General features: G+C 72.6%; 10 protein-coding genes and 1 pseudogene. 4 read left to right on the forward strand and 7 right to left on the reverse strand.

The features are described 5' to 3' along the window. Positions 1-287 precede the first annotated feature (287 nt). Positions 288-860 carry a DUF3017 domain-containing protein gene (locus tag CP967_RS12765; protein ID WP_150488114.1) on the reverse strand — a complete coding sequence of 191 codons (573 nt, stop codon included), beginning with the start codon at positions 858-860 and terminating at the stop codon, positions 288-290. Between the two features lie 20 nt (positions 861-880). Next, on the reverse strand, positions 881-1,756 hold the full coding sequence (locus CP967_RS12770; RefSeq protein ID WP_150488115.1) for a bifunctional methylenetetrahydrofolate dehydrogenase/methenyltetrahydrofolate cyclohydrolase: 876 nt from the start codon (positions 1,754-1,756) through the stop codon (positions 881-883). A gap of 237 nt (positions 1,757-1,993) precedes the next feature. On the opposite strand from CP967_RS12770, the gene CP967_RS12775 reads away from it, so the two are divergent. Continuing rightward, positions 1,994-2,737 (forward strand): RDD family protein, encoded by a 744-nt coding sequence (locus CP967_RS12775; RefSeq protein ID WP_150488116.1) that lies wholly within the window; start codon positions 1,994-1,996, stop codon positions 2,735-2,737. 117 nt (positions 2,738-2,854) lie between these two features. On the opposite strand, the gene CP967_RS12780 is transcribed toward CP967_RS12775, so the two are convergent. The 3 genes from CP967_RS12780 to purN form a co-directional block, all read right to left on the reverse strand. After that, the gene (locus CP967_RS12780) at positions 2,855-4,336 is read right to left on the reverse strand and encodes a DUF2079 domain-containing protein (RefSeq protein ID WP_150488117.1); all 1,482 of its coding nucleotides are present in this window, start codon (positions 4,334-4,336) and stop codon (positions 2,855-2,857) included. Between the two features lie 219 nt (positions 4,337-4,555). Then, positions 4,556-6,109 carry a bifunctional phosphoribosylaminoimidazolecarboxamide formyltransferase/IMP cyclohydrolase gene (gene purH / locus CP967_RS12785; RefSeq protein WP_150488118.1) on the reverse strand — a complete coding sequence of 518 codons (1,554 nt, stop codon included), beginning with the start codon at positions 6,107-6,109 and terminating at the stop codon, positions 4,556-4,558. Beyond that, positions 6,096-6,752, reverse strand: coding sequence for a phosphoribosylglycinamide formyltransferase (gene purN, locus CP967_RS12790; protein ID WP_150488119.1), 657 nt, complete (start codon positions 6,750-6,752; stop codon positions 6,096-6,098). Before purN ends, purH begins: the two co-directional genes overlap by 14 nt. 242 nt (positions 6,753-6,994) lie before the next feature. Here purN and CP967_RS12795 point away from each other — a divergent pair, with 242 nt between their 5' ends. Beyond that, positions 6,995-7,975, forward strand: a complete 981-nt coding sequence (locus tag CP967_RS12795) for a hypothetical protein (protein WP_150488120.1) — start codon at positions 6,995-6,997, stop codon at positions 7,973-7,975. 57 nt (positions 7,976-8,032) lie between these two features. Here the strand turns inward: CP967_RS12795 and CP967_RS12800 are convergent, their stop codons facing one another. Then, positions 8,033-10,051: a cell division protein PerM gene (locus tag CP967_RS12800; RefSeq protein ID WP_483030202.1), complete on the reverse strand. Its 2,019-nt coding sequence runs from the start codon at positions 10,049-10,051 to the stop codon at positions 8,033-8,035. 86 nt (positions 10,052-10,137) lie between these two features. Between CP967_RS12800 and CP967_RS35400 the strand changes: the two are divergent. Both CP967_RS35400 and CP967_RS35405 read left to right on the forward strand, forming a co-directional pair. Continuing rightward, positions 10,138-10,287 (forward strand): annotated as a pseudogene (locus CP967_RS35400) (helix-turn-helix domain-containing protein); the annotation flags it as partial. Between the two features lie 414 nt (positions 10,288-10,701). Further along, positions 10,702-11,451: a sigma factor-like helix-turn-helix DNA-binding protein gene (locus tag CP967_RS35405; RefSeq protein ID WP_381816204.1), complete on the forward strand. Its 750-nt coding sequence runs from the start codon at positions 10,702-10,704 to the stop codon at positions 11,449-11,451. A 237-nt stretch (positions 11,452-11,688) separates the two neighbouring features. Here the strand turns inward: CP967_RS35405 and sucD are convergent, their stop codons facing one another. Continuing rightward, positions 11,689-12,573, reverse strand: a complete 885-nt coding sequence (gene sucD, locus CP967_RS12810; RefSeq protein WP_150488122.1) for a succinate--CoA ligase subunit alpha — start codon at positions 12,571-12,573, stop codon at positions 11,689-11,691. Between the last annotated feature and the right edge of the window lie 14 nt (positions 12,574-12,587).

A 12,587-nucleotide genomic window follows, 5' to 3' on the forward strand; every position in this document is an offset into this window, starting at 1 on the left:
GCCCCGGTACCGCGCCGTCGCGGCGCCGGCCGCGTCCGTCGCACGGTGTTGCGCGACGATCACACAGTGCCGGAATGGTCACTTCCGTGCCACAGGCACCAGGCACCCCTTGAAGCGGACACCCCGTGTCCATGACGCTGGGACGACGACGGGGCAAGGCCGCTCAAGTCACCGCATTCCGGTAATTCTTGTACTGGTCGGTGTACCCCGTCAGGTGTCCGTCCCTCCTCGGGGGAGGGGACGGACACCGTCCGTCGTCCACCGGCCGGGCCGGGCGTCCGGCCCGGTCAGCGGATCGTGAAGTGGACGACGTCCTGGAGGAACGGGGCGTGCAGCCAGGGCTCGGGCTGCGCCATCAGCGCGAGCAGCACGATCAGGGCGCCCATCAGCCCGTAGGTGACGATGTCGGTGAACCGGGACCGCACGGCGAGCATCCCGACGGACGGCACCACCCAGCGCAGCACGGCTCCCGCGAGCAGGGCCACGCCGATCAGCATGGCGCCGATCCTGAACGCCTGGTCGAACGGGCCGGCCGCCACGGTCAGCAGCCCGGCCCCCGCGGTGCAGAGCACGGCCAGCAGGGGCCACTGCCGGGCGGGGGCGGGGGCGTCCCCGGACGCCGCCCGGCCGCCTCCTTCGGGGCGCGCGGTGTCACGGGTCAGCGAGAACCGCCGCGACCGGGCCGGTGCCGGACCGCCGTCCTCGGCGCCCTCCCCCGCCGGTCCGCCTGCCGGTTCACCCGCCGGGCCCTCCGTCGGCTCGACCGCCGGCTCAACCGTCGGTTCGTCCGTCGCGGGACCGGCACCGGCGGCCTGCCCGCCGGTCCCCGTGCCGTCCGCCGGACTCGTACCAGCACCCATGGCGTTCCCTCCGGGCCGGATCAGCCGGCGGAGACGGCGGAGGCCGCGGCGGCGCGCTCGGCCGCCTCCACCACGTTGACCAGCAACTGGGCGCGGGTCATGGGGCCGACACCGCCCGGGTTCGGGGCGACCCACGCGGCCACCTCACGGACGCCGGGGTGCACATCGCCGACGATCTTGCCGTTCTCGTCCCGGCTGACGCCGACGTCGAGGACCGCCGCGCCCGGCTTGACGTCCTCGGGCTTGACGAGGTGGGGCACACCGGCGGCGGCGACGATGATGTCGGCCTGCCGCAGGTGCTCCGAGAGGTCACGGGTACCGGTGTGGCACTGGGTGACGGTGGCGTTCTCCGACTTGCGGGTCAGCAGCAGCGGCAGCGGGCGGCCGATGGTGACGCCGCGCCCGACGACCACCACATGGGCGCCGTTGATCTCCACACCGTGGCGGCGGAGCAGCGTGACGACGCCCTGCGGGGTGCAGGGCAGCGGGCCCTCCTCGTTGAGCACGAGCCGCCCGAGGTTCATCGGGTGCAGGCCGTCCGCGTCCTTGGCCGGGTCCATCAGCTCCAGGATGCGGTTGGTGTCGATCCCCTTGGGCAGGGGGAGCTGCACGATGTAACCCGTGCAGGCCGGGTCGGCGTTGAGCTCCCGTACGACGTCCTCGATCTCCTCCTGCGTGGCGGTGCCGGGGAGTTCGCGCTGGATGGAGCCCATGCCCACCTCGGCGCAGTCGCGGTGCTTGCCGTTCACGTACCAGCGGCTCCCCGGGTCGTCGCCGACCAGCAGGGTCCCGAGGCCCGGGGTGATGCCCTGTGCCTTGAGGGCCGCCACGCGGACGGTCAGATCGGACTTGATCGCAGCTGCGGTGGCCTTGCCATCGAGAATCTGGGCAGTCATAGCACCCATCTTCGCGGATGACCCGCCCCGCATACCAATTGCGGTCCACCCCGTGGGCGCCAGATTGCACTTGCACAACACCCAGGCTGTGCGACTGGACAAACTTACTTCACGTTTATAACGATGATGGCGCAGTGCCGCAGGTAGTAACGGGGGGCGGATCGCTGACACTTGTTCCTCCGCGTTTCCTCCGCGCGGCACGTTCGTCCCCGCAGAACCGTTGGAGGAAGACCCCGCATGAGCTTCGGCGACCCGAACAACCCGTACAACCAGCAGCCCAACCAGCCCCCGCAGGGCGGTCAGCCCGGTTACGGCTACCCGCAGCAGCCGGGCATCCCCCCGCAGCAGGGCCAGCCGGGCTACGGCTACCCGCAGCAGGGCATCCCCCAGCAGCCGGGCCAGCCCGGTTACGGCTACCCGCAGCAGCAGCCGGGGACCCTCCAGGCCAACAACGGCTACATCAACGTCCCGGGGCTCGGCACCGTCCAGGTCGCCACGATGGGCCGCCGCCTGGGCGCGCGCCTCATCGACGGCGTGATCATCTGTGTGGTCTACGCGATCCTCAGCGGGATAGGCCTGGCCGGCGCGCTCGGTCTCGCGGAGACCGCCGAGGAATGCGGTTCCACCCTCGACCCGGGCTACAACGCCTGCATCGAGGACGCCAGCGCCGGCTTCCTCGTCACCATGCTCGGCATCTTCGCGCTCTTCGCCCTGATCACCCTGCTCTACGAGTGGCTGATGATCTCCTTCCTCGGCGCCACCGTCGGGAAGATGGCCCTCGGCCTGCGCGTCGTGAAGGAGAACACGGGCCGGAACCCGGGTCTCGGCGGCGGCTTCATCCGCTACATCATCCCGATCGTCGGCGCGCTCCTCTGCTACATCGGCACCATCCTGGTCTACCTCTCCCCGTTCTTCGACAACTCCGGGAAGCTCCAGGGCTGGCACGACCGTGCCGCCGGCACCCTGGTGGTCAAGAAGTAGGCGTCGTAGCCGCTCACACACTGTGAAGGGCCGGAGCGATCCGGCCCTTCACGCTGTCCCGGCCCCTCTCGCCGCTGCGGCCCGTCCGGCGGGGCGACGGGCCTCCGGGCCGCCGGGTCATCGCGTGGCGTCCGCCGGGGCCGGGGTCGTGCGTTCCATGACCACGAAGGACCCCGAGCGCAGCGTGATCCGGTAACGCGCCTCCGGGTGGAGCTGCTCGGCGTACCTCACCGGGTCGTCGATCGGCCGCGACCAGCCGAAGTCCAGGTTGATCGCCACGACGTCGGGGGCGGTGCCCGGCGCTCCGCCGATCCAGTAGACCGTGCGGTCCCCGGTCAGGTGCGACATCAGCGTGATGTCGGTCTCCACCCGCGCGCCGGCGGGGATGGCCTCAAGGGCCCGCTCGGCCGCCGCGACGCGCTCGTCGGCCCGGTACGTCTCGGGGCGCAGCAGGTCGCGCATCGGCAGGTGCTGGGTCATGGCCACGGCGATGGCGGTCGCCACCGGGACGGCCACGTTCGCATACGCGACGAGCCAGGGCCGTCGCGACGTACGGCTGCGGCGGATGCCGTCGGTCATGGCCAGGAAGACCACCGGCATGAGGATCGCGCTGTAGTGCCAGACCATGCCCCAGTGATGGGAGTCCTGGGAGAGCAGACGCCAGCCGAGGGTGGGCAGGACGAGCAGGATCAGAGGGGAGCGCAGGGCCAGGAAGGCGGTGATGCCGACCAGGAAGACCAGCATCTCGATCTTGACGGAGGAGTCGAGGACGCCGAGGACGGAGTCGAGCGGCGAGACCTCCCGTTGGCCGTCGGTCTCGATCTTCTTCCAGTAGTCGTAGGTGCCCGCACTGCTGGCGGCCGGAATGAGGACGAAGACCGTCAGCGCGAAAGCGAACACCCCGAACGCGGCCAGCAGCATCCCCTGGGCACGCCGTCCGTAGAGGAAGAGCAGCACCCCGACGAGCGCCACGGTGACCCCGAGGTCCTCCTTGACCAGGACCAGGGGCAGCGCCCACAGGGCGGCGGCCCGCCACCGCTCCAGCAGCAGCGCGCGGCAGACCAGGGCGAAGAGCGGGACGGCGAGGGCTATCTCGTGGAACTCGGACTTCACCGCTTCCTGGAGCCCCCAGGAGAGTCCGTACGCCACCGTCACGGCCAGGCCCGAGCGGCCGCCCAGGATCTGCTGGGCGGTACGGCCGACGACGACGGCGGACGCGGCGAACAGCGCCGCCTGGGCGAAGAGCAGGGCGAGGGCGGACGGCCAGATCCAGTAGAGCGGGACCAGCAGGGCCACCAGAGGGCTGAAGTGGTCGCCGAGTATGAGGTAGCCGGGTCCCTTGATGTCGACGACCGGGGCGTCGAAGGCGGCGTAGGCCCGTACCTCCTGCTCGAAGATCCCCAGGTCCCAGGAGGGTGACTGGAAGTGGCTGTGGCGCAGGTAGGCGTAGAGGAAGTACAGCGCGCAGAGCACGGCGGCGGTGATCAGGTACGGGCGCGGCGGGGCGGGGTGCAGGACGCGTCCGCTGGCCGTGGACGCCTGTTCCGGCCCGTCGCCCGCCTCGGGCACGTCCGTTCCGCTCCGGTTCAGGTCAAGCATCACGATGCCCCCGTCGGCCAAGGCGCTCACTGGTCACTGCCCTCGCGCCGTTCCCCCGGAGCGGCCCGGCCGGGGCCGTCACGGGAGCGGGGGCCATTCATTAGAACAGAGGGCCGAGCGGATTCCGCAACCCTGTCCCCCGTGCTCCGGGCCCCTCCCGTCCGGGTACGGCACAGGCCGTACCCGGTCCGGGTACGGCCTGTGCGTGGAGGGCGACGGTCAGTGGAAGAAGTGGCGGGTGCCCGTGAAGTACATGGTCACGCCCGCCTTCTTCGCCGCCTCGACGACCAGCTCGTCGCGGACCGAGCCGCCCGGCTGGGCCACCGCCCGGATGCCGGCGGCGGTCAGGATCTCCAGCCCGTCCGGGAAGGGGAAGAAGGCGTCCGAGGCGGCGTAGGAGCCCTTCGCGCGCTCCTCACCGGCCCGCTCGACGGCCAGCTTGGCGGAGTCCACACGGTTGACCTGGCCCATGCCGACGCCGACCGAGGCGCCGTCCTTGGCGAGCAGGATGGCGTTGGACTTGACGGCCCGGCACGCCTTCCAGGCGAAGGCGAGCTCCTTCAGCTCCTCGGCGGACAGGGCGTCGCCCGCGGCGAGGGTCCAGTTGGCCGGGTCGTCACCGTCGGCCTGGAGCCGGTCGGTGACCTGGAGCAGGGCGCCGCCGTCGATCGGCTTGACCTCCAGCTGCGAGGCCGGGGCGTCGGGGCAGCGCAGCACCCGGATGTTCTTCTTGCGGGCGAGGATCTCGACCGCGCCGTCCTCGTAGGCGGGGGCGACGATGACCTCGGTGAAGATCTCCGCGACCTGCTCGGCCATCGCGACGGTCACCGGGCGGTTGACCGCGATGACGCCGCCGTAGGCGGAGAGCGGGTCGCAGGCGTGCGCGTTGCGGTGCGCCTCGGCGATGTCGTCGGCGATCGCGATGCCGCACGGGTTGGCGTGCTTGATGATCGCGACGCAGGGCTCGGCGTGGTCGTAGGCGGCGCGGCGGGCGGCGTCGGTGTCCGTGTAGTTGTTGTAGGACATCTCCTTGCCGTGCAGCTGCTCGGCCTCGGCGAGACCGCCCTCGCCGGAGGTGTAGAGCGCGGCGGGCTGGTGCGGGTTCTCGCCGTACCGCAGGACGTTCTTGCGCGCGAAGGTGTCACCGAAGAACTCGGGGAAGCCGGAGTCTCCGGAGGCCGCGTAGCCGTCCGCGAACCAGGAGGCGACCGCCACGTCGTAGGCGGCGGTGTGCTGGAACGCCTCGGCCGCGAGCCGCTTGCGGGCGGTGAGGTCGAAGCCGCCCGCCTTGACCGCCGCGAGGACGTCGGCGTAACGCCCGGGGCTCGTCACGACTGCCACGGACGGGTGATTCTTGGCGGCGGCGCGGACCATCGACGGACCGCCGATGTCGATCTGCTCCACGCACTCGTCGTCACCGGCGCCGGAGGCGACGGTCGCCGTGAAGGGGTAGAGGTTGACGACCACCAGGTCGAAGGGCTCCACACCGAGTTCGGCGAGCTGCTCGCGGTGGGCGTCCAGGCGCAGGTCGGCGAGGATGCCGGCGTGGACGCGGGGGTGCAGCGTCTTCACGCGGCCGTCGAGGCACTCGGGGAAGCCGGTGAGCTCCTCGACCTTGGTGACCGGGACTCCGGCGGCGGCGATCTTTCCGGCGGTGGAGCCGGTGGAGACCAGCTCGACACCCGCCTCGTGCAGACCGCGGGCGAGGTCTTCGAGCCCCGTCTTGTCGTAGACACTGACCAGGGCGCGGCGGATGGGCTTATTCACCGACATGACCGAGATGAACCTTTCGTCCCTCAATGCGATAGCCGTCGCGGGCGAGCCGCCCTACGGCCTCGACGAGCAGCTTGCGCTCGACTTGTTTGATGCGTTCATGGAGGGCTGCTTCGCCCTCCGCGGTGTCCTCTTCGGTCACCTCGACCACGCCCTGCGCGATGATCGGGCCTGTGTCGACACCGTCGTCGACGAAGTGGACGGTGCACCCGGTGACCTTCACACCGTGCGCGAGGGCGTCGCGCACTCCGTGAGCACCGGGAAAGCTGGGGAGCAGGGCGGGGTGGGTGTTGATGAAGCGGTCGCCGAACCCGGCGAGGAACGTCTTGCCCACGATCTTCATGAAACCGGCCGAGACGACCAGGTCCGGCCGGTGTTCGGCCACCGCCTCGGTCAGCGCCGCGTCCCAGGCCTCGCGGCTCTCGTACTCACCGAGTCTGCACACGAAGGTGGGGATGCCCGCGCGCTCGGCGCGCTCGGCGCCGAGCGTGCCGTGGCGGTCCGCGCCGACCGCGACGACCCGGGCGCCGTATCCCTCGGGGTCGCCCTCGATCGCGTCGAGGAGCGCCTGCAGGTTGGTCCCGGTGCCGGAGAGGAGTACGACCAGGCGGGCCGGGGCGGCGGAGGGGGGCGGGGAGGCCACGGCGGGGCCCTTTCTCGCGGAGTAAGCAGAGGTGCGCGGGAGCCGGGCTGTTGCGTTTGTATGGTCGTACGAAAGAACCTTGTCCCTCGATACGGGGAACTCTACGAACGGCCCGGCCGTCAGCAACGATACCGGCACACCCGACGGCCCCCACGGGACGGGGGCGCGACCGGAAGGTAGCGTCAGGGGACAGGGAACCGCCCTACGGGCGGAAATGACGAGATGGGGAAGACGTTCACCACATGCCGGACCGCCTCCGCACCGCCTTTGGCCACCCGCTGCCCGAGCGGGCATCCACGCTGATGCGGGAACGCCAGCCCTCTTCGCCGGATCCCTCGCCGGGCTCCGGATCCGGGACCGGGCCCTCCTCGGGCTCCGGGTCCCCTTCGGGCTCCGGGTCATCGCCGGACTCCGGATCTTCTTCGGACTCCGGGTCATCGCCGGACTCCGGATCCTCTTCGGGTTCCGGATCGTCTTCGGGCTCCGGGTCTTCGTCCGCGCCGGCGGACGACAATCCCTTCGCCGCCCCGCCCGAGGGGCGTCCCGACCAGCCGTGGCAGCCCCGCCGCCCGTCGTCCGGTCCGGACGACAGCGGTGACAGGTCGTCCTCCGGCGGCCGGCGGGGCTGGGGCAGCCAGTGGAGCGACCGGCAGCCGGGCCGGCAGAACGGCGGCTTCGGCGGCGGCGCCGGCGGGCAGGACGGCCAGGGCAACAGCCCCCAGGGCAACCCGGGCGGGCTGCGCTGGGACCCGACCGACCCGGCTCAGCGACGCGCCCGCTACGCGGTGCTCGGCGGTATGTGGGCGTTCTTCTTCGCGCTCTTCGACTTCCCCGAGATCGCCCTGCTCCTCGGCGCGCTCGCGGTGTACTGGGCGGTCAGCGCCCTGCGCTCCGGGCCTCGTAAGTCCCAGCCGTCCGCCACCGGTGACGCCGGGGCACCCGAGGCGTCCGACGCGGCCCCGGCCGGCGCCGCCCGCGCGCCGCAGGGTGCGGCCGGTGCCGGTACGCCGGCGAACGGCGGCCGGCAGCTGACCACGGCCGCCGTGAGCGGCCTGGTGACGTCGATCCTGGCGCTGGCGATCGTCGCCACCGGGTACACGGTCCAGCTGGTCTACCGCGACTACTACACCTGCGTGAACGACGCGCTCACCAAGTCCGGCGCGCTGGCCTGCAACGAACAGCTGCCCGATCCGCTGGAGCCGTTCTTCGGCGTGAAGCGGTGACGAGGTAACAGGGCCGTCGGCCCCGGCCGCCCCGGGGGCACACTCCGCCGGCCGGGGTCATGCCCCCGTCGGCGGTGCGGTCTTCCGGCCGGGTTCCGTGTGCTCCTGAGCATCCGGAGCCCGGCCGTTCGCGGTCCGGGACACCGCCGTCCCGTCGCCCGCTCCTCCGTCGTCCGTCCCTCCGCCCCCTGCCCCTTTGTCGTCCGCGCCTCCGCCGTCCGCTCTCCCGGCGCCTGCCCTCCTGTCCGCCGTGCCGCCTCCCGCCGTCGCCTCGTCGGCGGGGACGGGTTCGTTCCCGGCCCCGTCACCGCCGCGTCCCGTGTCCGCCCGGCCCCCCGCGTCGTCCGCGTCCTTTCCGCTCTCCTCGGCGGCGGTGCCCCCGTCGGCGCCGTGCCCCGCAGGGGTGGGGGTGAGTACGGCTCCAGGTGGCGCCGGGGTGGCCGGGGTGGCGGCGAAATCCGCCATCAGGCCGCCGGAGTTCTTCCTGAGCGCGGACCAGCGTGCCTTCCGCGCGGTCTCCGTATGCCATGACTCGGCCGCGAGAAAGACGTAGTCGTCCGCGAGGGGGTCACGCCGGTCCGCCTCCACCGCTGCCCCCCGCTCGTCCTCGCCCCGGCCGCGCCCGCTCCACAGGCGGACCCGGCCCCTGCCCTTCCACCACGCCCGCCTCGGCTCGCCGGCACCGGCCTCCGCGGGCCCGGGGGGCTCCTCGCTCACGGAGTGGTGCTGCCGCCAGGCCCACCTCCTCTCCCTCAGCCGCCAGACGCGGATCAGCAGTGCGCCCGGTACGCCGAACACGGCGGTCCAGACCGAGGCCGCCAGGCCGGTCAACCACCACACGGGGCCGAACTCGGCTAGCGCCCCGGTACCCAGCGGTCCGCCCGACGCGGCTGCCAGCAGCGCCGCACCCGCCCCGCACCCGAGGGCGGCCAGTCCCACCACCAGTGCCGTCCCGCCAGGACTCCAGACGTCCTCGCGCACGCCGGACCCGCCGGGCTCACCGGACAGCGGGGTCGCCGCCCGGGCGGCGAACAGGGCGACGGCGAGCCCGGCGGCGGCGGGGACCGCGGCGGCCGCCCAGTTCACGGCCGTGCCCTGGCCCTGGGCCGGAAGGGCGGCCAGCAAGGGGAAGTCGGGCAGTGCCGGCCGGCCGCCGAAGGCGAGCGGGGTGACCGTGGACGCCGTACCCAGGGCGAAGCCCGGCCCCAGGCCATAGGCGGCCCCCCACATCGCGGCGTTCGGTACGAACACCAGGGCCAGCAGCAGGACGCAGACCCGGCCCGCCCAGCCACCGGCGAGCGCCAGGAAGGACTCCTGCGCCTCCCCCATGTGCCACACCAGCGCCACGGTCACCAGCAGGGCACCGCCGCCGAGCAGTACCGCGACGCCGGCCGCCGCGGCCCGCGCCGCCGCCCGCGTCCCGGCCCGGAACCGGGCCCGGGCCGCCGCCTCCTGGAAACTCAGCGGAGCCCAGACCAGCAGGGAACCCAGCGGGCGCCCCCGGCCCGCCCACACCCCGGCCGCGGAGGCTCCGGCCACCACCGCGGTGAGCGGCCAGGCGAGCGAGAGCCGCTCGGGAAACATGTCGCTGTTCCGCGCGTACGCGGCGGCGGCCAGCGTCACCAGCAGATATCCGGCCGCAACCGCACAGGAGGCGCCCACCGCCGAATGCCGGGCCCGGGGCTTCTCCCCCTCGTCCCCGGGTTCCGTGGAGTCCCGGCCCGCCCGGTACATCAGCCACACCGGCAGCACCGCGAGCAACAACGGTACGGTCGCGACGGGAGCAGGGTGCCCGCTCAGCGTGTCGGTCCTGATCAGTTCCGCACCGTGCGCCAGCAGCCATACGCCGATGGCGACATGGAAGGCTCCGCCCGGACCGCTGTCCGGATACGGGGCACTGATCCACAGCACCATGACGAGCACCGCGATCGCGCCCAGCCCGAGGCCCGCGGCGCACGCGCCACGTACGAAGGCTGAGGCCAGGACTGCGGACCGGCTCCGCTCCACCGACAACATCGGGCTGCGTTCGGACACTTGGGAGGTCACCCGGCCATGCTGCCAACGACACGCGCTCATTCCATGTAACGGGCGTAAGACCGCTGTGTCGCCCAATATACGTTTATGTACTTTTTCACCCAGTGCAGTGCTCGGGGAGGCCGGACATGACACGGCGTACCACCGGGCCCGCTCCCGCAGTTCCGTTGCCCTCGCCCAAGGAACGCCGCAGGCTGCGCGAAGCCAGGGCACTGAGTGAGGAGCAGCTCGCGGCGGCCGTGGGGGTGACAGCGGCCACCATCCGCTCCTGGGAGACGGGACGCACCAGCCCCCGGGGCCGCCGCCGTGCCGCGTACGCCAGGGCCATCGGCTCGACCGGTCCCGGCCCGGAGCCGAGCACGAAGCCGAGCGCGAAGCCGTCTCCGGCGCCGGCGGGATCCGGCGTCACACCCGGTGCTGAAGGCGCTGAAGGTACTGAGAACGCCGCAGTCGGGACTTCCGGCACCACCCCTGCCCCGGTCGCCTCACCGCTCCCCTCGGCCCTACCCGCCACAACGCCCGAGCCCGCAACGCCCGAGCCCTCGGCGCCGGCCGCGGCACCCGAGCCCGCCGCACGAGCCGCGGCACTCGCTGCTCCTGACGCGACGTCAGCAGCCGTCCTCCTCACACCTGAGCAGGCGTTCGACGCCCTGTACCTCCATACCGCACCGGGCCTCGTCCGGCAGACGTATGTGCTGACCGGTCACAGGAAGCTCGCCAGGCAGTCGGTCGAGCGCGCCTTCCAGGTGGCATGGGCCCGCTGGCCCGAGGTGGCCAGGGACCGGGACCCGGCGGGGTGGGTGCGGGCGGTGGCGTACGAGTACGCGATGTCGCCCTGGCGGCGGCTGAGGCTTGGACGGCGGCGGCCCGACGCCCTGCCCGAGGAACCGGAGCGGCGTGCTCTGCTCTCCGCACTGCTGGCCATGCCGCCGTCCTACCGCCGCGCCCTGCTGCTCCATGACGGGGTGGGGCTGGGACTCGCGGAGACGGCCGCGGAGACCGAGGCGAGTACGCCCGCCACGGCCGGGCGGCTGGTACGCGCACGGGCCGCCGTCGCCGAGCGGCTGCCGGAACTCGCCGATGCCGCGTCATCCGGCCGTCGGTCCCCGGTACTTCGCGAGCGGCTGGGGGCGCTGGCCCTCGCCGAGCACGTACCCGCCCCCTCCGCGCCTTCGGCCGTCCGCCGGGGCGGCGAACGCCGGGCAGGCCGGTGGACCCGGGCGACCGTGTCCTTCGGGGCGCTGCTCGTCGGCGCGACGTGCTTCACGCTGAGCACCGCGCCCACGCAGTACGTGGCACCGATCGCCCCGGCCGAACGCGTCGAGGGCGTCCCCGCGCTGAGCGGCCCGCAGAAGCTGACGCCGCAGGACCTCGAACTGCGGAAGACACTGAGCCGCGAGCTGAACCACGGCCCGGAACGGCTGGTGCCGCACATCCCCTGACCCGGTCCGGTCGCGCCGGGCGCATGGCGGCCCCGGCACCGGCCGGGATCCGGGCCGCCCGGGGCACCTCGGAACCGCTCGGGCCCGTCCGGCGCGAGGGGCGGTGGCCTCCGGGCGCCCGCCCGCCGGACGGAAACGGCGTGGGCCCGCCCCCTGCGATGAGGGGGCGGGCCCACGCCGTTTCCGCGGTGCGGTGGTGACGCGGTGCCGTGGCGGACCGGCCGCCACGGCGCGCAATCAGCCGCCGAGGATCTCGCGGGCCAGCTTGGCGGTCTCGGTCGGCGTCTTGCCGACCTTCACGCCGGCGGCCTCAAGGGCCTCCTTCTTGGCCGCGGCGGTGCCGGAGGAGCCGGAGACGATGGCGCCGGCGTGGCCCATGGTCTTGCCCTCGGGGGCGGTGAAGCCGGCGACGTAGCCGACGACCGGCTTGGTGACGTTCTTCGCGATGTAGTCGGCCGCGCGCTCCTCGGCGTCGCCGCCGATCTCGCCGATCATCACGATGAGGTCGGTCTCCGGGTCCGCCTCGAACGCCGCGAGGGCGTCGATGTGCGTCGTACCGATGACCGGGTCGCCACCGATGCCGACGGCGGAGGAGAAGCCGATGTCACGGAGCTCGTACATCATCTGGTAGGTCAGCGTGCCGGACTTGGACACGAGACCGATGCGGCCGGGCTTGGTGATGTCGCCCGGGATGATGCCGGCGTTGGACTGGCCGGGGGTGATCAGGCCGGGGCAGTTCGGGCCGATGATCCGGGTCTTGTTGCCCTTCGAACCGGCGTACGCCCAGAAGGCGGCCGAGTCGTGGACGGCGATGCCCTCGGTGATCACGACGGCCAGCGGGATCTCGGCGTCGATCGCCTCGACGACGGCGGCCTTCGCGAAGGCCGGCGGCACGAAGAGGACCGACACGTCGGCGCCGGTCTTCTCCATCGCTTCCTTGACGGAGCCGAAGACCGGTACCTCGGTACCGTCGAAGTCGACGGAGGTGCCCGCCTTGCGCGGGTTCACGCCACCGACGATGTTGGTGCCGTCGGCCAGCATGAGCTTGGTGTGCTTCATGCCCGTGGCGCCGGTCATCCCCTGGACGATGACCTTGCTGTCCTTGGTGAGGAAGATAGCCATGGTGTTGGAGTCCC

This window comes from Streptomyces nitrosporeus, assembly GCF_008704555.1.
Classification (GTDB): Bacteria; Actinomycetota; Actinomycetes; order Streptomycetales; family Streptomycetaceae; genus Streptomyces; species Streptomyces nitrosporeus.